This window comes from Nonomuraea sp. NPDC050227 (genome assembly GCF_044459705.1).
In the GTDB taxonomy this organism is placed as follows: domain Bacteria; phylum Actinomycetota; class Actinomycetes; order Streptosporangiales; family Streptosporangiaceae; genus Nonomuraea.
This window is the reverse complement of the sequence record NZ_JBITJF010000009.1, coordinates 267929-289999: the sequence shown is the minus strand read 5'-3', so window position 1 is coordinate 289999 and position 22071 is coordinate 267929. Positions and strand designations below refer to the sequence as shown.

Below are 22071 nucleotides of genomic sequence, written 5' to 3'. Positions count from 1 at the left end.
TCCATGAGTAGTCATGTTCTTGAGCGTCGCTGATGGCGTTGCGGCATGCCGTGCTGGCGGCGCTGCTCGACGGCGAGTACAGCGGCTACCAGCTCACCAAGATCTTCGACGTGGGCGTCTCCAACTTCTGGTACGCCGCCCCCCAGCAGCTCTACGCCGAGCTGACCAGGCTGGAGGCCGACGGCCTGGTCACCGGCCGGGAGGTGGTCCAGCGCGGCCGTCCGAACAAGCGCCTGTTCTCGGTCACCCCGGCCGGCCTGGACGAGCTGGCCGGCTTCGCCGCTGCTCCGGCCAAGCCGTTGCTGCTCCGCGACGACCTGGCCGTCAAGGTCCACGCGGCCGACCGGCTCGACCCGGCGCCGCTGATCGCCCAGCTCCTCGACCGCGCCGGGGAGGCCGCCGCCAAGCTCGCGTTCTTCGAGCAGACCCTGCTGCGCCTGCGCGGCGACCGCGACGAGGAGTCGTTCCTGCGCGAGGGCGAGCGGGTCGGCCCGTACCTGTCCTGCCTGGCGGGCTGCCGCCTGGAGCGGGAGATGCGCGACTGGTGCCTGAGCACCGCCCGGACGCTCGGCGAGCGCGCCGCCCGGACCTCGGAGGAGAACCCGTGACCTACACCCGTTACGTCGCGCTCGGCGACAGCCAGACCGAGGGCCTCGGCGACGGCGACGACGTCCTCGGCCACCGCGGCTGGGCCGACCGGCTCGCCGAGCACCTGGCCCGCGGCAATCCCGGCCTGCTCTACGCCAACCTCGCGGTGCGCGGCCGGGTGGCCGCCCAGATCCGCGCCGAGCAGCTTCCCGCCGCGCTGGAGCTCCGTCCCGACCTGGCCACGGTCATGGCGGGCATGAACGACGTCATCCGTCCCGGCTTCGACGCCGCCGCCGTCGCGGCCGACCTGGAGCACATGTTCGCGGCGCTGACCGGAGCGGGCGCGCGGGTGGTGACCGTGACCTTCCCCGACATCGGCCGGATCGCGCCGCTGGCCAGGCCGCTGCTGCCGCGCGTGCTCGACCTCAACGCCCGCGTCCGCGAGGCCGCCGCCCGGCACGGCGTGACGCTGGTGGACACCTTCCCCGACACGGCAGTGACCGACGCGCGGTTGTGGAGCCCCGACCGGCTGCACGCCAGCCCGGCCGGGCACGCCAGGTTCGCCGCGTCGGTGGCGTACGCGCTGGAGCTGCCCGGCAGCGACGACGGTTGGAACCTGCCGCTGCCCGTGCTGCCGCCGCCCGGCCGCCTGCGCACGGCGGCGGCGGAGGTCCGCTGGCTGGGCTCGTTCGCCGGGCCGTGGATCGCCCGGCGCCTGCGGGGCCGCTCCTCGGGCGATGGCCGGGTGTGCAAGCGCCCGGCGCTCGCGCCGGTGCTCCTGGGCCTGCCGGATCAGTCGACCTCGGGCAGGTCGGGATCGTCGTAGTCGGCGTCGCCGTCGTCGGCCCTGCGCAGCTTGATGTCCTCGGCCCACTCCAAGGCGAAGGCGCGGATGTCCGCGATGTGCCGTTCGTCCAGGCCGTGGGCCTCGAAGCGTTCGTCGCTCATGAGCTCGACGAACTCCAGCCGCATGAGCAGCTCCTGCGGCGAGAAGTCGTCGAGATGGACGGCGGCGAGGCGTTCGAGGTCGCGGAAGGAGAACACGTGCGCCGCCGAGGCCGCGTCGGCGACGTCGGCCGGCAGCCCCCTCTCGTGCAGGTCGCGCACCCGCAGCCCGATCACGTCCGCCGGGGCCGCCACCGGCAGGCCATCGCACACCACCGGGGGCTCGCGCAGCGCCTCGCGCGTGAGGACGATCTCGGCGTCGCGCCCGCTGGACGGGTCCGTGACGGTCAGGCGGGCCGCCCACGCGGCGCTCTCGGCGACCTCGGCGACCAGCCCGCCGACGCGCAACGCGGCCACGACGTCGTCTGCGGCGGACGGCAGGGGCCCTTCGGCGGCGGTCACCAGGTCGAGGCCCTCGACCAGGCGGTCGGTGAAGCCGTGGGCCCGCAGGGCGTGGCCGCCCGCCAGCAGCAGCCCGTGCCGCTCGCCGGCCGGGGACAGGGCCCGCAGCAGGCGCTCGGGGAACGGCGGTAAGCGCATCAGAGCGCGGCGGGGGGCGCGAGCGGTGTCATGGGTCAAGTATGCCGACGGCCGCGCCGGCTGGAGGGCAGGTCGTGCCGCCCCGACAGGAACTCCTGGAACGCGATCTTGGCCCTGATGACCGGCCGCCGCCAGCGTTCCTCACGATGGACGGCGGTGGCCAGCTTGCGGGGCGAGCGTCCGCCGCGGAAGAACCAGCGGGCCCACGGCGAGCCGGGACGGGCCAGGCGCACGGCGCCCACCACGAGCAGTAAAGGCAGGAACAGCCCCGCCATCCCGGTCCAGATCTTGCCCTTGAGCAGCGTGATCACCGCCAGCGCGAGGTTGGCCACGATCAGCGCCGCCGGGTTGACCGGCGTGCCATAGTCCCAGGTCAGCGGGCGCAGGCCGATGAGGAGCAGGCCGGTCACGGCGACGGCGATGAAGACCGCGTCCACCGAGGTGCGCCCCTCCTCCTCCCAGTAGACGTCGTGCAGGTGCAGGATCAGCGCGAACTCGTCCAGCACGAGGGCGGAGCCGACGCCGAACACGCAGGCGGCGACCACCTGCCCGGCCTGCGCGGCGCCGTTGACGATGAGCCCGGTCACGCCTCCGATGAGCATGAGCACGACGCCGAACACGACGTGGTGGATGTGCATCTCGCCCACGTTCACGTTGCGGAACCAGCCGACCTTGGCCCTGATCAGGCGGACGTTGATGCGGGTGGCGATGAACGCCACGATGAGCGTGACGAAGTAACAGAACAGCGGCAGCCGTCCCGTGGTGACGATGTTGCTCTGGAACCAGTTCCCCATGACCTTAGAAGTCGATGGTACGAGCCGGAACAGCCTTGTATGTCCGCTGCGGGAGGGCTTACGAGGCGGCTCTCGCCTGGAGGGCCCGTTCGTAGCCCTCGATGACGAGCTGCCGCCTGATGTTGTCGCGTACCTGGTCGAAAGGGGGCGCGCCGGGGGCCGCGGTGCGGGCGTACCGGTCGCGCAGGCGGCGTTCGGACAGGTCGAGGGTGGCCGCGTGCAGCTTGCCGAGCGCCGAGTCCAGCTCGGCGGCCCGCACCTGCGCGTAGGTGTACTGGTCGTAGGAGGGCACGCCCGGGATCGGGCGGCCGGAGCGCGCGGCCTGCGCGCGGCGGGCGTTCTCGGCGGCCAGCTCGCGCTGGAACCCCTGCTCGCTGACGTCGGCGAGCAGGCCCGCCTCGCGGGCCCAGATCCGCCGCGCCTTGTCCAGCACAGCGGCCCGCACCGCCCGCTCCCTGAGCCGCCGCGCCGGGGTGACGCCGTCGCGGGGACGGCCCCAGAAGCCAGGACCGAGCCCCTGGGCGGCGAACTCGGAGATCACCTCGGCGCGCACGGTCTCGGCCGCCCGCAGCACCTCGGCTCCGCTCACCCGCTCCCCCTCGAACGTGACGACCGTGTCCCCGGGACGCATCCCGAGCACCTCCGCCACGCCCGCGGACGCCGCCCGCGCCGGAACCCCGCCCCCGGCCTCCTTCCCCGACACCGCGATGCCGGCGACGAGCACCCCGGCCAGGGCGAGAGCCGCCCACAGGACCCGCCCGCGCGCCGGGAACCCCCGACGCGGGCCGGACGCCCGGCGCGGCCGGCCGGTGGCCGGGGTGCTCGTCACGGCGTCAGCTCGCGATCTTCATGTCGAAGACGTGGAACCCCGCGTTCGCCAGCGGGCTGCCCGCCGGGAAGGTCACCGTGGCGACCGTCCTGGACGCGTCGAGCGGCACCGCGTAGCCGAACACCGACACGCCCGACTCGCGCGTCTGGCCGGTGGCCGGGTTCCTGTAGCTGGTCTGCGTCATGTTGTGGTAGTCGGCGCGGGCCACGAGCACGCCACCGGCGGGCGCGGTCGCGTCCCACTGGTCGCCGAACCTGACGGTCTTGTCCTCGGTCGTCCCGTCGGTGTAGGTGACCTTGAACACGCCCTCGCGCGCCTTCAGGCCACCGGCTCCGAGCAGGACCAGCCTGGCGCCCTGCCCCGGCAGCGCGACCGTCTGCCCGGCGGCCTTGACGTTGTCGGTCATGCCGTACGGGCGCGGGTGCCAGACGAAGTCGGCGCCGAGCACGTTCACGGTCCGGCCCGGCGTCAGGCCGGCCTTCTCCAGCGCCTGGCCGGAGTAGCTGCGGCCGCTGGTGGAGAAGCCGCCGACGTTGGGGTTGAGGTCGGAGCTGACCGCGACGTTGTTGTACGCCTCCTCGACCGAGCCCGCCACGACCGGCGCGGTGGCCGGCCCGTTGTAGGCCCCGCGCGAGACCGTGCCGGCGACCTGGTTGCCGAAGTAGTCGCGGTCGCCCAGACCGTCCACGACCGCGCCGGACGCGAGCGCGGGCGAGCCTTCGAGCAGCTTGTAGCCGTCCACGTCGGCGGCCCCGTCGGCGGTGCCGGGGGCGGCGAGCCCGGGGTCGGCGGTCACCGCGCGGGCGTCGGCCGCCGGCACGGCCACGCCGCCGTGGTAGACGTTGGAGTCGTAGCCGATGCCGGGGGCCGCGGGCAGCGTGCCGGACGGCGCGTAGAAGATGTTGTTGACGATCTTCGAGTTCCCGGTGGGCACGGCCACGTCGAGCTTCTGCGACGGGCAGAAGAACGTGTTGTTGTACAGCCACAGCGGGCTCGTGTTGTCGCCGGAGGCGTTGCCCGCGATGCGGCAGTCGTCCTGGGCGATGTTGAACCGCAGGATGGCGGTGGCCTTGTAGTTGGGGAACTCGGTGCAGCTCTGGCAGCCGAGGTAGAAGCCGCCGGCGTTGTCGTGCGAGTAGTTGTACTGGTAGACGCACGAGCCCTTGATGCCGCCGTCGCAGTCCCAGGCGGTGGAGTCGAAGATGGTGGGCCGCTGCCGGGTCACCTCGTTGAACTGAAATACCGGGTCAACAGAGTTGATCGGCCACATTCCCGCGAAATTTCCGTCTACGTACGGGTATTTCCCGGCGCCGCCCTCGTCGAACAGGTTCTGCTCCACCAGCGGCCGGTCCGAGGCGTGCACCACGATGCCGTCGCCGCCGACCGCGCGGATGGTGTTGCGGGCGATGAGCACGTTCCGGTGGTAGTCGGTGCCCTTGCGGCTGATCTTGATGCCGCCGCCGCCCGTGTCGTGCACGTAGTTGCCGGTGATCGTGATGCCGTCGAGATAGCCGACCTTGCCCTCGGGCAGCGCCTGGACGCTGATGCCCGCCGAGTAGGCGAACCAGGAGCTGTTCGCCCCGGTCTTGTTGCCCCATCCGGCGACGTCGGAGACCTCCAGGTCCCGCAGGACCAGCCCGGCCTTCGGCTCGGGGGTGGTGGAGTTGTACTGCACGCCGGTCCGCTTGGCCGTGGTGGCCGCCGGGTTGGTGATGTGCAGCTTCTCCAGCGTCACGTAGCTGTTGTCCACCAGGTGGACGGCCCACTCGCCGCCGTCGCCCTGGATGATCGGCTTGGGGCCCTCGCCGTAGGAGGTGAAGACGACGGGGTGCGCGGCCGTGCCGGAGCCGACGGGTTCGAGCCGGCCGGCGCAGACGGTCCCCGCCCTGAACTTGATCGTGTCCTTCTCGCGGAAGGTGATGGCGTTGACGGCGTCCAGGCTGTTCAGCGGCCCGGCGGCATTGCGCCCCGAGCCGCCGTCCGGCGCCTGGCAGTCGACGAAGAAGTTCCGGGCGGCGGCCGCTTCCGCGGGGGTGGCGACCAGTCCGGCCGCCACGACCAGGGCCGCGACTAACTGAAGGCGCATGTTTCCTCTCCGGGGGTGTTTCAGGCGAACTCTGAGCAGCTCAGAGCGGTTCAGAGGGGGCTTCAGGCGGACCGGGACAGCGTGCCGGGCTCGACGCCGTGCTCGAAGGGCAGGCCCTGGGCGTGCCGGGCCAGCTCGTCGAGCGCGAGGTCGGCCATCCTGGCCAGCTCGCCGCCCAGCGAGCCGGCGACGTGCGGCGTGACGAGCACGTTCGGCAGGTCGTAGAGGGGCGAGTCGGCGGGCAGGAACTCCGGCTCGGTGTGGTCGAGCACCGCGTACAGCCGTCCGGAGGTCAGCTCGGCGATCAGCGCGTCCTGGTCGACCAGGGCGGCCCTGGCCGTGTTGATCAGCGTGGCGCCGTCGCGCATGGCGGCCAGCCGGCCCGCGTCGATCAGGTGGCGGGTCTCGGGCAGGTCGGGCGCGTGCAGGCTGACCACGTCGGAGCGGGCGACCAGCTCGTCCAGCCCGACCCGGCGCGCCCCCAGGTCCTCCGTCAGGTACGGATCGCTGACCAGCACCTCGAAGTCGAACGGCCGCAGCAGCTCGATCACCCGCCGCCCGATCCTGGAGGCCCCGACGACGCCGACCACCCGCCGGTAGTTGCCGAAGCCGGGGAAGCGGGCGTCCCAGTCGTCGTTGGCCCGCCGCGCCCGGTAGGCGCGGGCGATGTCGATCACCCGCTTGTTCGCGAACAGGATCGCCGCGAGCGTGAACTCGGCCACCGGCTCGGCGTTGGCCGAGGCGGCCGAGGAGACCACGATGCCGCGCTCCCAGCAGGCGTCGGTGACGTGGTGCTTGACCGAGCCGGCCGCGTGCACGATCGCCCGCAGCCGGGGCGCGCGGGCCAGCACCTCGGCGGTCACCGGCGGGCAGCCCCACGAGGTGAGCAGCACCTCGGCCTGCGACAGGTCGGCGTCGTCGAACGCGGCGACCTCGGCCCGGACGTCGGCCACCCGGGCCAGCCGGGCGCGCACCTCGCCGGTGAGCATGCGCCCGGCGACCTCGGCGGCCATGGCGACGACCGTCACCGGCTTGTTCATGTTCTCCCCCGAGAGCTCGTTCACTTGACGCTGCCCGCCGTCATCCCGGCCTTCCAGAACCGCTGCAGGGACACGAACACCAGCAGCAGGGGCACCACGGACAGCAGCGACCCGGTGATCACGAGGCTGTGGAACTCGGGGAAGGCGTTGCCCTGCTTCTCCCAGCCGTACAGGCCGAGGCTGAGCGGGTAGAGCCGCTGGTCGCTCAGCATGACCAGGGGCAGGAAGAAGTTGTTCCAGATGGCGGTGAACTGGAACAGGAAGATCGTCACGTACGCGGGCAGCAGCATGGGCAGCGCCACGGACACGAACGTGCGCAGCTCGCCGGCCCCGTCGGACCTGGCCGCCTCCAGCACCTCGCCGGGCACGTACCCGGAGGAGAGCACCCGCGCCAGGTAGACGCCGAACGGATGCACCAGCACCGGCACGAACACCGACCAGAACGTGTTCACCACGCCGACCTTGGAGGCCAGCAGGTAGAGCGGCACGGCGGTGGCGGTGGTCGGCACCAGCACGCCGAGCAGCACCAGCCCGAACATCTTCTCCTTGGCGAACCAGGAGTACTTGTCGAAGGCGTAACCGCACATCACGGTGACGAACGAGCTGACCGCCGCGCCGACCCCGGCGTACAGGACGCTGTTGAGGTACCAGCGGAAGAAGACGCCGTCGCCCTCCTGCGCGACCGCCCTGATGTTCTCGAACAGGTTGAAGCCGGCGAAGGAGAAGCCGGGCGTCGAGTACAGGTCCGACAGCGACTTGGTGGAGGCGAACAGCAGCCACGTCAGCGGCAGCAGCGTGTAGAGGGCGGAGATGATCAGCAGCACGTTGACCGTGGCGCGGGACATCCACTTCACCGGCGGTTCCCCCACTTCGTGACGGCGTAGGACAGCACGGCGGCGAGCAGCGCGAGCAGGATGGAGGCCGCGCCGGCCTGGCCGTAGTCGTTGTTGCCGAACGCCTCGTTGTAGGCGTACATGTTGGGCGTCCAGGTGCTGACGACGCCGTCGCTGACGTTGTCGAGCACCATCGGCTCGGTGAACAGCTGCAGCGAGCCGATGATCGTGAACAGCACGGTGGTGACCACGGCGCCGCGGATCAGCGGCACCTTGACCTGGAGGGCGACGCGCAGCGGGCCGGCGCCGTCCATCCTGGCCGCCTCGACGACCTCGGCCGGGATGGCCTGGAGCGCCGCGAAGTAGATGATCATGTTGTAGCCCACCCACTCCCACAGCGCGATGTTGACCACCGAGCCGAGCACGTGGTCGCCGCCGAGGAAGTCGACGTCGCCGAGCAGGTCCACGATGGGGCTGATGCCGGGCAGGTACAGGTAGAGCCAGATCAGCCCGGCGATCACGCCCGGCACGATGTGCGGCATGAACAGCGCGAGCTGGAAGAACTTGCCCAGCCTGGCCAGCCCGGAGTCCAGCAGCAGCGCCAGCGTGAGCGCGCCGCCGATCATCAGCGGGATGTACAGCACGCAGTAGCCGAGGATGACCAGGAAGCCGTCGGTGAAGGCGGAGTCCTTCAGCGTGTCCAGGTAGTTGCCGAGCCCGACGAACACGGTCTCCGCGCCGCCGAAGCCGAGCCCCGACGACTTCTCGCTGAACAGGCTGAGGTAGACCGCGTAGGCCAGCGGGGCCACGATCACGGCCGCGAACAGCGCGAAGAACGGCCCGACGAACAGCAGGATCGCCCCCCGCCGCCGCCACCCCTCGCCGCCGCGACCGCTTCCTACTGGAGGAGTCACAAGCTGCCTTTCGGTGGGTCGCGGCGGAGCCGGCGCTCCGCCGCGAGCGTCGTGCTACTGCTGGGCGACGTTGAGGCCGCGGCTCTTGATCTCGCCGACGGTGGCCGTCTGAGCGGCGTCCAGCACGCCGGGGATGGTGGTGCCGCCGCTGGAGACCTTGCCGAGGGCGTCCTTGAAGGTGGTCAGCGTCTGGACCATGCTCGGGCCCCACGTCCAGCCGGGCTGGACCGTCTTGTACGACTCCGCGAACAGCGCGTAGATGTCCTGGCCGCCGTAGAAGGAGGCGTCGAAGCTCTTGGCCGCGACCGGCACGAGGTCGGCGATGGCCGGGAAGCCGCTGGAGGTGCCCGAGGACAGGCGGGCGGTCCACGCCTCCTCCGAGCCGGTCAGCCACTTGACGACCTCGACGGCGGCCTTGGCGTTCTTCGACCCCTTGCTCACGCCGAACGTGGTGCCGCCGAGCATGCCGCTGGCCGGGGTGCCCCAGTTCGGGATCGGCGCGATGGCCCACTTGCCGGCCTGGCCGGCGTGGTTGCCCTTCATGACGCCCGCGCCCCAGTTGGCGCCGACGTAGCCCCAGAGGGTGTCGTCCTCGAAGGCGGCGTTCCACTCCTGGCTGAAGGACGGCTGGACCTTCAGCAGGTCGTCCTTGACCAGGCCCTGCCAGTACTCGGCGACCTTCTTGCTGGGCTCGTCGTTGATCGTCACCTTCCAGGCGTCGCCCTCGGTGCCGAACCACTTGCCGCCCGCCTGCCACGACAGCGCGGCCAGCACGCTCGGGTCATCGGGGAAGAAGGTGGCGATGCGCGACTTGCCGTCGGCCTTCTTGACCTTCTCGGCGGCAGTGCGGAAGTCGTCCCAGGTCTTGGGGACCTCGATCTTGTTCTTCTCGAACAGGTCCTTGCGGTAGAAGAACACCTGCGGCGCGGCGTCCATGGGCAGCGCCCACGCCTTGCCGCCCAGCTCTACCAGGCCGAAGACCTCGGCCGGGTACTTGGACTTGACGTCGGCCACGTCGGCCGAGATGTCCTGGAGGGCGCCCTGGTTCACGAAGTCGGGCAGCTGCGGGTACTCCACGGACATGACGTCGGGGGCGTTGCCGGCCTTGACGGCGTTGGAGAACTTGGCGTAGCCGCCCGCGTTGCCCGAGGGGATCTCCTCGTACTTGATCTGGACGTCCTTGTGTGACTTGTTGAAGGCGTCCACGACCTGCTGGGTGCCCTTGGCCCAGCCCCAGAAGGTGACCTCGGCGGGCTTGCCCGCCTCGCCCGCGGGCTGCGCCGGCTCCGTGCTGCCGCACGCGGCGGCGAGCAGGCTCATACCGGCCAGCAGTCCGGCAATGCCGGCGCTCTTGCGTCCCATCGATGGCTCCTCATCGCTTTCGATCGATAAGGCATCATTCGCTCATACTCGATCGGTTGTCTAGAGAGAGGCCACAAATCGATCAATAACGAAATGGATGCGTAACGTCACGGACGCGGCGCGACCGTGGATTCCCGGACCCTCAGCTCGGGCAGCAGCGCCACGTGCTGGGCAGGGCGCCGCGGGCCCTCCTGGATCCGGCTCACCAGCAGGTCGACGGCACAGCGGCCGACCGCGGCCTTGGGGGGCGCGACGGCCGTGAGCGGGGGGTCGCTGAGCGCCGCCACCTCGTCATCGTAGGCGACCAGCGACACCTCTTCGGGAATGCGCACCCCGGCCGTCCGCAGGTGCTGGACCAGCAGCAACGTGTCCTCGTCGTTGTGCACCAGCATGGCGGTGACCCCGCCCCTGATCGCCGCGACCACGTCGGCCACCTGCTCGCGCGAGGGCCCCTCCTGCGCGACGTCGAGGTGGACGGGCTCGGCCAGCCCCAGGTCGCGGACGGCGGCGAGGAACCCGTGGCGCACCCGGGGGGCCGTCGGGCTGTCCCGCGAGACCATCGCCAGGCGCCGGTGCCCGAGCTCGGCCAGGTGCCGCGTGCCGAGGAAGGCCCCGTGGGCGTGGTGGGAGGCCGCCGCGTCCAGCAGCGAGGCGGGCCCGCCCAGCTCGGCCCGCCGTTCGACGAGCACCGCCGGCACGCCCAGCTCGGCCAGCCAGTCCTCGTGCGAGGCGTCCGGCTGCCTGCTCGGGGTGAGCAGCAGGCCCTCGATGCCGCCGTCCACGAGCTGCCTGACCTGGGTGCGGTCCTCCTCGTCGTCGTAGCGCGAGACGCCGAGGACGAGCCGCGCGCCCAGCCGTTCGGCCTGCTCGCGGGCACCCCTGATGACCGCCGGGTAGTAGTAGGTGGCCGAGGGCACCAGCATGCCGAGGGTCAGGGAGCGCTCCCTGGCCGGGGCGGGCGCGGACTCGGGCCGGGTGATGCCGCCGTGCACGCGGTTGACCAGGCCCTGGCCGGCCAGGTGCTCGACGTCCCTGCGCAGGGTGACCATCGAGACGTTGAGCCGGTCGACCAGCTCGGCCAGGCGTACGGAACCGCGCTCGCGCACCTCGCGCAGGATCAGTTCATGACGTTGTTCGGCGAACACCGCGACTCCTTCTGACTCGACCCTACGATCCTAGCGGGAAGTGCTTTCGTTTTTGAACGGATGCTTTCGTTCGATCAGGATGCTAAGGTCCCGGCCGAGACCGGACGTCCCTTTGGAGTGCCGCATGTTCCCGCTTCCGCCGGAGGATCGAACGCTCAGCCCGTACACCGGCTGGACCCGCGCCCATTGGGAGGCGGTGGCCGACGGGCTGCTGGCCGCGGTGGAACCGTACCGCTCCGCGGACGGCGCCGTGATCACGTTGCCGGGACGCGAGAGCTGGTCGCGCTGCGACGGCCTGGAGGGGTACGCGCGCACCTTCCTGCTGGCCGCCTTCCGCGTGGCCGGCGGCGGCCCCGAGGAGCTGCTGGCCCCGTACGCGCGCGGCCTGGAGTCCGGCCCCGGCGTCTGGCAGCCGATCGAGGACCGCACCCAGCCCATGGTCGAGGCGGCCTCGATCGCCCTGTCGCTCTGGCTGACCCGCGAGCGCCTGTGGGACCGCCTGTCCCCCGCCACCCGTGAACGCGTCGCCGCGTACCTGGCCGGGGCGCTGCGCCACGAGCCGGTGGACAACAACTGGTGGCTGTTCCCCGCCATGGTGGGCGGCTTCCTGTCGGCCGCCGGCCTGCACGCCGAGGAGGCCGGCGCGGCGGTGGAGCGCGGCCTGGCCCGCATCGAGCCCTGGTACGCCGGCGACGGCTGGTACGCCGACGGCGACAACCGCTCCTTCGACCACTACAACGGCTGGGCCATGCACCTCTACCCGGCCCTGCTGGCCCACCTGGGGGGCCAGGGCTCCCCCGGGCCCCGCCTGCGCCGCTTCCTGGAGAGCTACGCCCTCACCTTCGACCAGGACGGCCGCATGCTCTACCAGGGCCGCTCCCTCACCTACCGCTTCGCCTCGGCGACCTCGCTCTTCGCCGGCGCCCTGCTGGAGGCCACCCCGCTCTCCCCCGGCCAGACCCGCCGCATCGCCTCCGGCGTCCTGCGCCGCTTCCTCGACGAGGGCGCGCTCTCCCCCGAGGGGCTGCTCACGCTGGGCTGGCACGGCCCGCACGAGCCCTCGCTGCAGTCCTACTCCGGCTCGGCGTCGCCGTACTGGGCGTCGAAGGCGTTCCTCGGGCTGCTGCTGCCGGCCGGCCATCCGGTGTGGACCGCGACCGAGGAGCCCGGCCCCACCGGCCTGGCCGCGCTGCCCGGCCCGGGACTGGTCGTCCAGCACACCGGCGACGTCGCCCGCCTGCTCAACCACGGCAGCCAGCACCACCCCGGCGACCCCCTGTACGACCGCTACGCCTACTCCACCCGCACCGCGCCGACGACGGGCGTCCCCGACAACCACTTCGGCGTGGTCGGCCCGGACGGCACGGTCGCCGGGCGCGGCACGATCACCCCTCGGGGGGCGGGCTCGGCGGGCGACCTGGCGTGGGCCGCGTCGGCGGGCGCCGGTGTGGAGAGCCTGAGCGTGATCAGGGGGGCCGTCGAGGTGCGCGTCCATCGGGTCGCGCCCGGCTCGGCGGTCCGGCAGAGCGGCTGGGCGCTCGTCGCGTCCGCCGACCCGGCCGACCAGGCCGACCAGGACGACCCGGCCGGCGGGCCCGGCGTCCGGGTCCGGGACGGCGACGGGCTGGTCTCCGAGCTGGCCGCGATGCGCGGCTACAGCCGGGCCTACGTCGCCGACGACCCCGAGGGCAGCGCCTTCGGGGCCCCGGCGGCCGTGCCGGTGCTGGAGGGGGTGGCGGCGGACGGCTGGGCGGTCAGCGCGGCCGTCCTGGACGGCGACCCGGCCGGGCCGCCGTCGGCGGCGGCCGCCGACATCACGCTGACGGTGCCGTCGGCGGCGGTGACGGCTGACGAGATCACGCTGACCTGGCCCGACGGCACCCGCCACACCTTCCAGGTCCGCACCCCGGACACCGCCGCCTGACGGCCCCGGCTCAGGCCAGGAAGGCGCGCAGGAGGGCTGCCGTGCCCTCCAGGTGCTCGGCCATCGCGCGGCGCGCCGCGTCCGGGTCGCCGGCCAGGATGGCGTCCACGATGGCCCGGTGCTGGGCGGCCGCGTGCTCGATGTTCACCTGGAGCATCGGGATCGCGTTCAGCAGGTCGCTCACCCGGGAGCGGGCGTCGGCGCACGTCGCCGCGAGCAGCGTCGAGCCGGTCAGCTCGGCGATCGACAGGTGGAAGGCCGTGTCCAGGCGCCGGTAGTCCTCCAGGGGCGCCGCGTCCAGCTCGGCCAGCCGGCGCAGCAGCACCTCCCGCTGGGCGGGGGTGAGCTCGGCCGCGGCCAGCACCTGCGCCGCCCCGCACTCGACCGCCAGCCGGAACGTCAGCGCGTCCGACAGCTCGGCCATGCCCATGTCGGCCACCGCCTGCCGCAGGTCGCCCGCGTCGGGCCGCGGCGGGACATAGGTGACGAACGCGCCGCCGTACCGGCCGCGCCGCACGTCGAGGTAGCCCGCGTCCTGAAGGGCGCGGATGGCCTCGCGCAGGGTGACCCTGCTGATGCCCAGCCGCACGGCGAGCTCGCGCTCGGGCGGCAGCTTGTCGCCGTACGCCACCACGCCCAGTTTGATCGCCTGGAGCAGCCGTTCCACGGTCTCCTCGAAGGCGTTTCCCGCCTTCACCGGGCGCAGCACTGTCATCAAACGCGCCGAATCGTCCAAGGTGTCCTCAGGTCTTGACAAGCGATCCCGGCATGCACATCAATGGTCTGAGACTAGCCCAATCAACGGGAAAGCGCTTCAGAGCAGATCGGAGCGACCTAGGGTGAGCGAACCAGCGGGCAACGGATTCCTGTCCGTCGAGGAACTGCGGGGCGAGGTCGCCTCCGGCCGGATCGACACGGTGCTGCTCGCCGTCGCCGACATGCAGGGCAGGTTGCAGGGCAAACGGCTCTCCGCCCGCTACTTCCTGGACGAGGTGCTGCACCACGGCTCCGAGGGCTGCAACTACCTGCTCGCGGTCGACGTGGACATGAACACCGTCGCCGGCTACGACATGTCCTCCTGGGACCGGGGCTACGGCGACTTCGCGATGAAGCCCGACCTGTCCACCCTGCGCCGGGTCCCCTGGCAGGACGGCACCGCCCTGGTCATGGCCGACCTGGCCTGGGAGGAGGGCGGCGAGGTCACCGCCTCGCCGCGGCAGATCCTGCGCCGCCAGCTCGCCCGCCTGGCCGAGCGGGGCCTGGCCGCGTACGTGGGCACCGAGCTGGAGTTCGTCGTCTACGACGACAGCTACGAGGACGCCTGGCGGCGCGCCTACCGCGACCTGACCCCCGCCAACCTCTACAACGTCGACTACTCCCTCCTCGGCACCGCCCGCGTCGAGCCGCTGCTCCGGCGCATCAGGCGCGACATGGAGGGCGCCGGCATGTACGTCGAGTCGGCCAAGGGCGAGTGCAACCTCGGCCAGCACGAGATCGCCTTCCGCTACGACGAGGCCCTGCGCACCTGCGACAACCACTCGATCTACAAGAACGGCGCCAAGGAGATCGCCGCCCAGGAGGGCCGCTCGATCACCTTCATGGCCAAGCCGAACCAGCGCGAGGGCAACTCCTGCCACATCCACATCTCGCTGCGCGGCCTCGACGGCGGCCTGGCGATGGCGGGCGAGGGGCCGTACGGACTCTCGCAGCTCGGCGCGCGGTTCATCGCCGGGCAGCTCGCCCGCATGCGCGAGCTCACTTTGCTGTACGCCCCCAACGTCAACTCCTACAAGCGTTACGTGCCCGGCAGTTTCGCGCCGACCGCCGTCAAGTGGGGCGTGGACAACCGCACCTGCTCCCTGCGGCTGGTGGGCCACGGGCCGTCGCTGCGGGTGGAGAACCGGGTGCCGGGCGGGGACGTCAACCCCTACTTGGCGGTGTCGGCGCTGATCGCGGCCGGCCTGGACGGCATCGACCGGGAGCTGCCGCTGGAGGACGCCTTCGAGGGCAACGCCTACGACTCCGGCGCCGAGACCGTGCCCCACACGCTGCGGGACGCGCTCGCCCTGTTCGAGGGGTCGAAGCTGGCCAGGGAGGCGTTCGGCGACGACGTGGTCGAGCACTACGCGAACAACGCGCGCGTGGAGCTGGCCGCCTTCGACGCGGCGGTGACGGACTGGGAGCTGTTCCGTGGTTTCGAGCGAATGTGACGGTGGGCATGAGGATCGTTAATCCGGCGACGGAAGAGGTCGTCGCCGAGGTCGAGATGGCCGACGCGGCCGAGGTCGACCGGGCGGTGGAGCGGGCCGCGAAGGCGTACCGGAGCTGGCGGGAGGTGGCGCCGGGCGACCGGGCGCGGCTGCTGCGCCGCTTCGCCGACCTGGTGGACGCCCACGGCGAGGAGCTGGCCCGGCTGGAGCTGGACAACGCCGGGCACCCGATCGGCAACGCGCGCTGGGCGGCCGGGGCCGTCCGCGACGTGCTGCACTTCTACGCCGCCGCCCCCGAGCGCAACCACGGCAAGCAGATCCCGGTGCCCGGCGGCGTGGACATCACGTTCCAGGAGCCGCTGGGCGTGGTGGGCGTCATCGTGCCGTGGAACTTCCCGATGCTGATCATGTCGTGGGGCGTCGCCCCGGCGCTGGCGGCGGGCAACACGGTGATCGTCAAGCCGGCGGAATGGACTCCGCTCACGGCGCTGCGGCTGGCCGAGCTGGCCCTGGCGGCGGGCCTCCCCGAGGGGGTGCTCCAGGTGCTGCCCGGGGCAGGGGAGGTCGCGGGGGCCCGGCTGGTCGAGCATCCCGGCGTGGCCAAGATCGTGTTCACCGGCTCGACGGAGGTGGGCAAGGAGATCGCCGCCAAGGCGGCGGCGCAGGTCAAGCGGGTGACGCTGGAGCTGGGCGGCAAGTCCGCGAACATCGTCTTCGCCGACTCGGATCTCGAAAAAGCAGCAAAAACAGCCCCTTATGCGGTCTTCGACAACTCCGGCCAGGACTGCTGCGCCCGCTCGCGCATCCTCGTCCAGGCCGAGGTGTACGACGAGTTCCTGGAACGCCTGTCGGCGGCGGTGCGCGGCGTCAAGGTCGGCGACCCGCTCGACGAGTCCACCGAGATGGGCCCGCTGATCAGCGCCGAGCACCTGGAGCGCGTCCGCGGCTTCGTCGAGGGCACGCCCTACCTCCAGGGCGACTGCCCCCAGGGCAAGGGCTTCTGGTTCCCGCCGACGGTGCTCACCTCCAAGGTCACCGACCGCGCCTTCACCGAGGAGATCTTCGGCCCGGTCGTGTCGGTGGTGCCGTTCGCCGACGAGGCCGAGGCCGTGCGCATCGCCAACGACACCCCGTACGGGCTGAGCGGCTCGATCTGGACGCGCGACGTCGGGCGGGCGCTGCGGGTGGCCCGCGCGGTGGAGTCGGGCGCCCTGTCGGTGAACTCGCACTCCTCGGTGCGCTACTGGACCCCGTTCGGCGGCTTCAAGCAGTCCGGCCTCGGCCGCGAGCTCGGCCCCGACGCCTTGACGGCCTTCACCGAGACCAAGAACGTCTTCATTTCATGGGAGTAGGTACAGTGCAGCGATTGCAGGACCGGGTGGCCGTGATCACCGGCGCGGGCAGCGGCATCGGGCTGGCCACGGCGCGCAGGTTCGCGCAGGAGGGCGCGAGGGTCGTCTGCGTCGACATCGACGAGGAGGCCGGGGCCAAGGCCGCGGGCGAGGTCGGCGGCCTCTTCGTCAAGGCCGACGTGACCAGCGAGGACGACGTCGTCCGGATGTTCGCCACGGCCCACGAGACCTACGGCAGCGTGGACGTCGCCTTCAACAACGCCGGCATCTCGCCGCCCGACGACGACTCGATCCTGGAGACCGGCCTGGACGCCTGGCGCCGCGTCCAGGAGGTGAACCTGACCAGCGTGTACCTGTGCTGCAAGCACGCCATCCCGTACATGCGGCGGCAGGGCAAGGGTTCGATCATCAACACCGCGTCGTTCGTGGCGGTGATGGGGTCGGCCACGTCGCAGATCTCGTACACGGCGTCCAAGGGCGGCGTGCTGGCGATGTCGCGCGAGCTGGGCGTGCAGTTCGCGCGCGAGGGCATCCGGGTCAACGCGCTGTGCCCGGGGCCGGTGAACACGCCGCTGCTGCAGGAGCTGTTCGCCAAGGACCCCGAGCGGGCCCAGCGGCGTCTGGTGCACATCCCGGTGGGCCGCTTCGCCGAGGCGTCGGAGATCGCCGCCGCCGTGGCGTTCCTGGCCAGCGACGACGCCTCCTTCATCACGGGGGCCGAGTTCCTGGTGGACGGCGGCATCTCCGGCGCGTACGTGACGCCGCTGTGACCCGTCCGGTCATCGGCGTCACGACGTACGTCGAGCCCGCCCGGTTCACCGTGTGGGACCTGCCCGTCGCGCTGCTGCCGTACATGTACGTCGAGAAGATCGTCCAGGCCGGCGGGCAGCCCGTGCTGCTGCCGCCGGCCGGCGATCCCGCCCAGGTCGTGGGGCGGCTCGACGGTCTCGTCCTGGCCGGCGGCGGCGACGTCGACCCGGCCAGGTACGGCCGGGCGGCGCACGAGCGCACCGGCTACGTCCGGGAGTTCCGGGACGAGGCCGAGTTCGCCCTCCTGGCGGCGGCCCTGAAGGCCGGGCTGCCGTTCCTGGGCATCTGCCGCGGCCTGCAGGTGCTCAACGTGCTGCTCGGCGGCACCCTGCACCAGCACCTGCCCGACGTGACCGGGCACACCGGCCACTCCCCCGCGCCCGGCGAGTTCGGCCACCTGCCGGTCACGCCCGTCCCCGGCAGCCGCCTGGCCAAGGTGCTCGGCACGGACCCGGTGGCGGTCCCGCACTACCATCACCAGGCCATCGACCGGCTCGGCCGGGGCCTCACGGTCACCGCCACGGCCGGCGACGGGACGATCGAGGCGGTGGAGCTCGACTCCGGCAGGTTCGCGGTGGCGGTCCAGTGGCACCCGGAGGCAGGCGACGGACCGGCGCTCTTCGAGGCGTTCACGGCGGCCTGCTGAGACCGTTACTGGAAAGCTTCTTTACCTTTTCTGCGCCCTAAAATCCCGCGAAATCCCAGCTCAGGGGGCCATACCACCGCGTTATAGGAAACTTGTTGGGTACCGGGTCGCGCCATCCCGGTGTCACCCTGTGTTCATCCCCAGCCGGCCGGGGCTCTTCCACTCCACACCCCCCTGAGGAGCCAGAGAGTGAACCCCAAACTCAGGTTGGGGGCTGCCGCAATGCTCGCGCTAGCCCTGACCACCAGCTCGCTGGTGGGCGCCACGAGCGCCACAGCCCAAGCGTCGCAGGTGGCCGATCCTCCCAGCCCCGACGAGCGCAGGAACGCGATCGCCACCGCGCACAACGCGATCCTGGCCGACTCGGCGGCATTGCTGGCATCCGAGCAGGACACGTTCACGCTGACGTCGACCGTCGAAGGCGTCCGCGGCCTGCAGTACCTGACCTACGCCCGTAAGCACGCGGGCCTGCCCGTCTACGGCGGCGACGTGGTCGTCGCCACGGACGCCTCCGGCGCGGTGGTCGACACGGTCGCCACCGGGCAGCGCACGAAGATCGGGATCGGCACGAAGGCGAGGGTCACCGCGGCCCAGGCCGCCGTGACGGCCAGGGCCAAGGTGGCCAGGGTCGAGACCGTCGCCACGCCCGTGCTGTCCGTGCACGCCACCACGACGACCCCGCGGCTGGCCTGGGAGGTCCTCGTCACCGGCGCCACCGCCGCCGGTCACGAGACCAAGCTCCACGTCTACGTGGACGCCCTGACCGGCAAGGTCATCGACGACTGGGACGAGGTGCGCGACGGCACCGGCAACAGCTACTACGTCGGCACCGTCACCATCGACACCAGCCCCTCGTACACGATGCGCGACCCCCGCAGGAGCGGCGTCGCGTGCGGCGGCCAGAACGGCTCGCCGTACACGAAGACCACCGACACCTGGGGCAACGGCTCGGGCACGAACCTGGAGACCGCCTGCGTCGACGCGCTCTACGCCGCGCAGCGGGAATGGGACATGCTGAGCGCCTGGCTCGGCCGCAACGGCATCAACGGCCAGGGCGGCGGCTACCCGGCCCGCGTCGGTCTGGCCGACGTCAACGCCTACTGGAACGGCCAGTACGGCTCCTTCGGCCACAACTCCGCCAACTCCCAGCAGCTCACGTCGATGGACGTGGTCGGCCACGAGTTCGGCCACGGCATCTTCCAGTTCACCAGCGGCGGCTCGGGCAGCGGCAACGAGACCGGCGGCATGAACGAGTCCACCGGCGACATCTTCGGCGCGCTCACCGAGGCGTACGCCAACAACCCGAACGACCCGCCGGACTACCTGGTCGGCGAGGAGGTCAACCTCTCCGGGTCCGGGCCGATCCGCAACATGTACAACCCGTCGGCCCTCAGCCACCCGAACTGCTACAGCGCCTCCATCCCGAACACCGAGGTGCACGCGGCGGCCGGTCCGCAGAACCACTGGTTCTACCTGGTGGCCGAGGGCACCAACCCCTCGGGCAAGCCCGCCAGCACCCGCTGCGACAACGGCGCCGCGATCACCGGCATCGGCATCCGCAAGGCCGGTGAGGTGTTCATGTCCGCGCTGAACACGAAGACCCAGCCGTGGACGCACGCCAAGGCCAGGGTCGCCACCCTCCAGGCCGCCAAGACCCTGTACCCGGGCAGCTGCACCGAGTTCAACGTGGTCAAGAACGCCTGGGACGGCGTCAGCGTACGGGCCCAGTCCGGCGAGCCGACCTGCACCCAGGGCAGCAACGACTTCTCGGTCAACCTGAACCCCGCCTCCGGCAGCGTCACCCCCGGCCAGAGCACCACGACCACGGTGAGCACCACCGTGACCGGCGGCTCGGCGCAGTCGATCACCCTGCGGACCGGCACCCTGCCGGCCGGCGTGACCGCCTCGTTCAGCCCGGCCACCATCACCGCGGGGCAGAGCTCGACGCTGACGATCACCACCTCGGCGGGCAGCCCGCAGGGCAGCCACTCGATCGCCATCACGGCCGACGGCGCCGACGTGGACCGCCAGGCCACCTACAACCTGCAGATCGGGCAGAGCTCGCCGAACGACTACTCCTTCGGCGTGACCCCGTCGTCGGCCTCGGTGCAGGCCGGTCAGTCGGCCACCGCCACGGTCAGCACGCAGGTCACCGCCGGTCAGGCGCAGAGCATCGCCCTGGCGGCGAGCAACGTGCCCGCGGGCGTGACGGTCAGCTTCAGCCCGTCCACGATCACCGCCGGGCAGTCGTCCACGGTGACGTTCGCGACCACGAGCGGCGTGACGCCCAGCACGTACACGATCAGCCTGAACGCCGACGGCGCGAGCGCCGACCACTCGGCCTCCTTCAGCCTGACGGTGGGCGGCGGCCAGGGCACCACGTGGCAGACGTACACGGCCTACACGGCCGGACAGACCGTCACCTACCAGGGCACCAGCTACCGCTGCCTCCAGGCGCACACCAGCCTGCCGGGCTGGGAGCCGCCCAACACCCCTGCCCTCTGGCAGCCGGTCTAAGTCGCACGACCTGGGCGGCCACGCCGGGGTGGCCGCCCAACCCCCTTGAGGAGCCACAGATCGTGAACGCCATGCTCAGGCTGGGCGCCGCGGCCACCGCCGCGTTGGCCCTGACCCTCACCACGCCGGCCGGACCGGCCGGCGCCGCCGCCGACCCCGCGCCCGACATCCCCGTCGCGAACGTGACGGCGCATCTGAGCCAGTTGCAGTCCATCGCCACGAGCAACGGCGGCAACCGCGCCTCGGGCAGGCCGGGCTTCACCGCCTCGATGAACTACATCAAGGGCAAGCTGGACGCGGCCGGCTTCACCACCCGCGTGCAGAACTTCAGCGGCGGCAGCAACCTGATCGCCGACTGGCCGGGCGGCCCGGCCAACCAGACCGTGATGCTCGGCGCCCACCTCGACAGCGTCGCGGCCGGCCCCGGGATCAACGACAACGGTTCCGGCTCGGCCGCGCTCCTGGAGAACGCCCTCACCCTGGCCGCCCGCAAGCCCACCCTCACCAAGCACGTGCGGTTCGGCTGGTGGGGCGCCGAAGAGGCGGGCATGGTCGGGTCCAGGTACTACGTCCAGAACGGCGGCGCGAGCGGCGTCGAGGTGTACCTGAACTTCGACATGATCGCCTCGACCAACGCCGGCTATTTCGTCTACGACGACGACGCGGCGATCCAGCGCACCTTCAACGACTACTTCGCCACCATCGGCCTGCAGACCGAGGGTGACAGGGAGGGCGACGGCCGCAGCGACCACGCCTCGTTCAAGAGCGCGGGCGTCCGGGTCGGCGGCCTGGCCACGGGGGCCGGGGCGGTCAAGAGCTCGGCCCAGGCCGCCAAGTGGGGCGGCTCGGCCGGGCAGGCGTTCGACCGCTGCTACCACAGCGCGTGCGACAGCTACCCGAGCGCCATCAACACCACGGCGCTCGACCGCAACTCCGACGCCATCGCCTACGCCATATGGAAGCTCGCCGTGGGCACCAGCACGCCCACGGAGAACGACTACTCGATCTCGGTGACCCCGTCGTCGGCATCGGTCCAGGCCGGTCAGTCGGCTACCGCGGCGGTCAGTACCCAGGTCACGTCCGGCCAGGCGCAGAGCGTCGCGCTCTCCGCCGGGAACGTGCCGAGCGGGGTCACCGTCTCCTTCAGCCCGTCCACGGTTCAGGCGGGCCAGTCGTCCACCGTCACGATCGCCACCACCAGCGGCGTCGCGGCGGGGACGTACACCATAGGGATCAACGGCGACGGGGCGACGGCGGACCACTCCGCGTCCTTCACCCTGACCGTCGGAGGGGACGGCCAGGGCACCACCTGGACGGCTTACAAGTCGTACACGGCCGGAGACGTCGTCACCTACCAGGGGGTCAGCTACCGCTGCCTCCAGGCGCACACCAGCCTGCCGGGCTGGGAGCCGCCGAACGTGCCCGCCCTCTGGGCACGGGCCTGACCTCAGGGCCTGTCATCTGTAGGGCCTGATCCCGCGCGGGCCGGTCACCGCCGGCCCGCCCCGAGCTGCCGCGTGCGAGCTGACCTGCCAT

At 71.8% G+C, this 22071-nt stretch carries 19 protein-coding genes; 9 read left to right on the top strand and 10 right to left on the bottom strand.

All coding sequences use genetic code 11. The features are described 5' to 3' along the window. Positions 1-32 precede the first annotated feature (32 nt). Both ACIBK9_RS32700 and ACIBK9_RS32695 read left to right on the top strand, forming a co-directional pair. A complete protein-coding gene (locus ACIBK9_RS32700; RefSeq protein ID WP_397162513.1) occupies positions 33-608 on the top strand; it encodes a PadR family transcriptional regulator in 576 nt (191 codons plus the stop codon). Further along, positions 605-1414: an SGNH/GDSL hydrolase family protein gene (locus ACIBK9_RS32695; RefSeq protein ID WP_397162512.1), complete on the top strand. Its 810-nt coding sequence runs from the start codon at positions 605-607 to the stop codon at positions 1412-1414. Before ACIBK9_RS32700 ends, ACIBK9_RS32695 begins: the two co-directional genes overlap by 4 nt. On the opposite strand, the gene ACIBK9_RS32690 is transcribed toward ACIBK9_RS32695, so the two are convergent. From ACIBK9_RS32690 to ACIBK9_RS32650, 9 genes are all read right to left on the bottom strand, one after another. Further along, positions 1381-2073, bottom strand: coding sequence for a hypothetical protein (locus ACIBK9_RS32690; protein WP_397162511.1), 693 nt, complete (start codon positions 2071-2073; stop codon positions 1381-1383). The genes ACIBK9_RS32695 and ACIBK9_RS32690 overlap by 34 nt on opposite strands. A 35-nt stretch (positions 2074-2108) precedes the next feature. Then, positions 2109-2867 carry a hypothetical protein gene (locus ACIBK9_RS32685; RefSeq protein ID WP_387667845.1) on the bottom strand — a complete coding sequence of 253 codons (759 nt, stop codon included), beginning with the start codon at positions 2865-2867 and terminating at the stop codon, positions 2109-2111. A 58-nt stretch (positions 2868-2925) separates the two neighbouring features. Next, positions 2926-3696: a hypothetical protein gene (locus ACIBK9_RS32680; protein WP_397162510.1), complete on the bottom strand. Its 771-nt coding sequence runs from the start codon at positions 3694-3696 to the stop codon at positions 2926-2928. A 4-nt stretch (positions 3697-3700) separates the two neighbouring features. Then, the gene (locus ACIBK9_RS32675; protein ID WP_397162509.1) at positions 3701-5782 is read right to left on the bottom strand and encodes a hypothetical protein; all 2082 of its coding nucleotides are present in this window, start codon (positions 5780-5782) and stop codon (positions 3701-3703) included. 62 nt (positions 5783-5844) lie between these two features. Continuing rightward, positions 5845-6846 carry a hydroxyacid dehydrogenase gene (locus ACIBK9_RS32670; protein WP_397162508.1) on the bottom strand — a complete coding sequence of 334 codons (1002 nt, stop codon included), beginning with the start codon at positions 6844-6846 and terminating at the stop codon, positions 5845-5847. Further along, a complete protein-coding gene (locus tag ACIBK9_RS32665) occupies positions 6843-7667 on the bottom strand; it encodes a carbohydrate ABC transporter permease (RefSeq protein WP_352350487.1) in 825 nt (274 codons plus the stop codon). Before ACIBK9_RS32665 ends, ACIBK9_RS32670 begins: the two co-directional genes overlap by 4 nt. Positions 7668-7672: 5 nt before the next feature. Beyond that, positions 7673-8569, bottom strand: a complete 897-nt coding sequence (locus ACIBK9_RS32660; RefSeq protein WP_352324984.1) for a sugar ABC transporter permease — start codon at positions 8567-8569, stop codon at positions 7673-7675. Between the two features lie 54 nt (positions 8570-8623). After that, positions 8624-9931: an ABC transporter substrate-binding protein gene (locus tag ACIBK9_RS32655; protein WP_397162507.1), complete on the bottom strand. Its 1308-nt coding sequence runs from the start codon at positions 9929-9931 to the stop codon at positions 8624-8626. A gap of 107 nt (positions 9932-10038) precedes the next feature. Then, the gene (locus ACIBK9_RS32650) at positions 10039-11076 is read right to left on the bottom strand and encodes a substrate-binding domain-containing protein (RefSeq protein WP_387667859.1); all 1038 of its coding nucleotides are present in this window, start codon (positions 11074-11076) and stop codon (positions 10039-10041) included. Between the two features lie 124 nt (positions 11077-11200). Here ACIBK9_RS32650 and ACIBK9_RS32645 point away from each other — a divergent pair, with 124 nt between their 5' ends. Next, the gene (locus tag ACIBK9_RS32645) at positions 11201-13000 is read left to right on the top strand and encodes a DUF2264 domain-containing protein (RefSeq protein WP_397162506.1); all 1800 of its coding nucleotides are present in this window, start codon (positions 11201-11203) and stop codon (positions 12998-13000) included. A 10-nt stretch (positions 13001-13010) separates the two neighbouring features. Here ACIBK9_RS32645 and ACIBK9_RS32640 read toward each other — a convergent pair whose 3' ends face one another. Next, positions 13011-13715 carry an FCD domain-containing protein gene (locus ACIBK9_RS32640; protein WP_358283588.1) on the bottom strand — a complete coding sequence of 235 codons (705 nt, stop codon included), beginning with the start codon at positions 13713-13715 and terminating at the stop codon, positions 13011-13013. A gap of 124 nt (positions 13716-13839) precedes the next feature. Here ACIBK9_RS32640 and ACIBK9_RS32635 point away from each other — a divergent pair, with 124 nt between their 5' ends. From ACIBK9_RS32635 to ACIBK9_RS32610, 6 genes are all read left to right on the top strand, one after another. Continuing rightward, the gene (locus tag ACIBK9_RS32635) at positions 13840-15210 is read left to right on the top strand and encodes a glutamine synthetase family protein (protein ID WP_397162505.1); all 1371 of its coding nucleotides are present in this window, start codon (positions 13840-13842) and stop codon (positions 15208-15210) included. Between the two features lie 8 nt (positions 15211-15218). Continuing rightward, a complete protein-coding gene (locus tag ACIBK9_RS32630; RefSeq protein WP_397162504.1) occupies positions 15219-16562 on the top strand; it encodes an aldehyde dehydrogenase family protein in 1344 nt (447 codons plus the stop codon). A 5-nt stretch (positions 16563-16567) separates the two neighbouring features. Further along, positions 16568-17332, top strand: a complete 765-nt coding sequence (locus ACIBK9_RS32625; protein WP_397162503.1) for a 3-oxoacyl-ACP reductase — start codon at positions 16568-16570, stop codon at positions 17330-17332. After that, positions 17329-18018, top strand: coding sequence for a gamma-glutamyl-gamma-aminobutyrate hydrolase family protein (locus ACIBK9_RS32620; protein ID WP_397162502.1), 690 nt, complete (start codon positions 17329-17331; stop codon positions 18016-18018). Before ACIBK9_RS32625 ends, ACIBK9_RS32620 begins: the two co-directional genes overlap by 4 nt. 222 nt (positions 18019-18240) lie before the next feature. Beyond that, positions 18241-20535 (top strand): M4 family metallopeptidase, encoded by a 2295-nt coding sequence (locus tag ACIBK9_RS32615; protein WP_397162501.1) that lies wholly within the window; start codon positions 18241-18243, stop codon positions 20533-20535. A 71-nt stretch (positions 20536-20606) separates the two neighbouring features. Further along, positions 20607-21980, top strand: a complete 1374-nt coding sequence (locus tag ACIBK9_RS32610) for a M28 family peptidase (RefSeq protein ID WP_364326137.1) — start codon at positions 20607-20609, stop codon at positions 21978-21980. Positions 21981-22071 lie beyond the last annotated feature (91 nt).

Bases quoted from the DNA above. Each gene is read 5' to 3' on its own strand.
- ACIBK9_RS32700 (WP_397162513.1), top strand. From the start codon at position 33: ATGGCGTTGCGGCATGCCGTGCTGGCGGCGCTGCTCGACGGCGAGTAC.
- ACIBK9_RS32690 (WP_397162511.1), bottom strand. From the start codon at position 2,073: ATGCGCTTACCGCCGTTCCCCGAGCGCCTGCTGCGGGCCCTGTCCCCG.
- ACIBK9_RS32685 (WP_387667845.1), bottom strand. From the start codon at position 2,867: ATGGGGAACTGGTTCCAGAGCAACATCGTCACCACGGGACGGCTGCCG.
- ACIBK9_RS32675 (WP_397162509.1), bottom strand. From the start codon at position 5,782: ATGCGCCTTCAGTTAGTCGCGGCCCTGGTCGTGGCGGCCGGACTGGTC.
- ACIBK9_RS32665 (WP_352350487.1), bottom strand. From the start codon at position 7,667: ATGTCCCGCGCCACGGTCAACGTGCTGCTGATCATCTCCGCCCTCTAC.
- ACIBK9_RS32655 (WP_397162507.1), bottom strand. From the start codon at position 9,931: ATGGGACGCAAGAGCGCCGGCATTGCCGGACTGCTGGCCGGTATGAGC.
- ACIBK9_RS32645 (WP_397162506.1), top strand. From the start codon at position 11,201: ATGTTCCCGCTTCCGCCGGAGGATCGAACGCTCAGCCCGTACACCGGC.
- ACIBK9_RS32640 (WP_358283588.1), bottom strand. From the start codon at position 13,715: ATGACAGTGCTGCGCCCGGTGAAGGCGGGAAACGCCTTCGAGGAGACC.
- ACIBK9_RS32630 (WP_397162504.1), top strand. From the start codon at position 15,219: ATGAGGATCGTTAATCCGGCGACGGAAGAGGTCGTCGCCGAGGTCGAG.
- ACIBK9_RS32615 (WP_397162501.1), top strand. From the start codon at position 18,241: ATGCTCGCGCTAGCCCTGACCACCAGCTCGCTGGTGGGCGCCACGAGC.
- ACIBK9_RS32610 (WP_364326137.1), top strand. From the start codon at position 20,607: ATGCTCAGGCTGGGCGCCGCGGCCACCGCCGCGTTGGCCCTGACCCTC.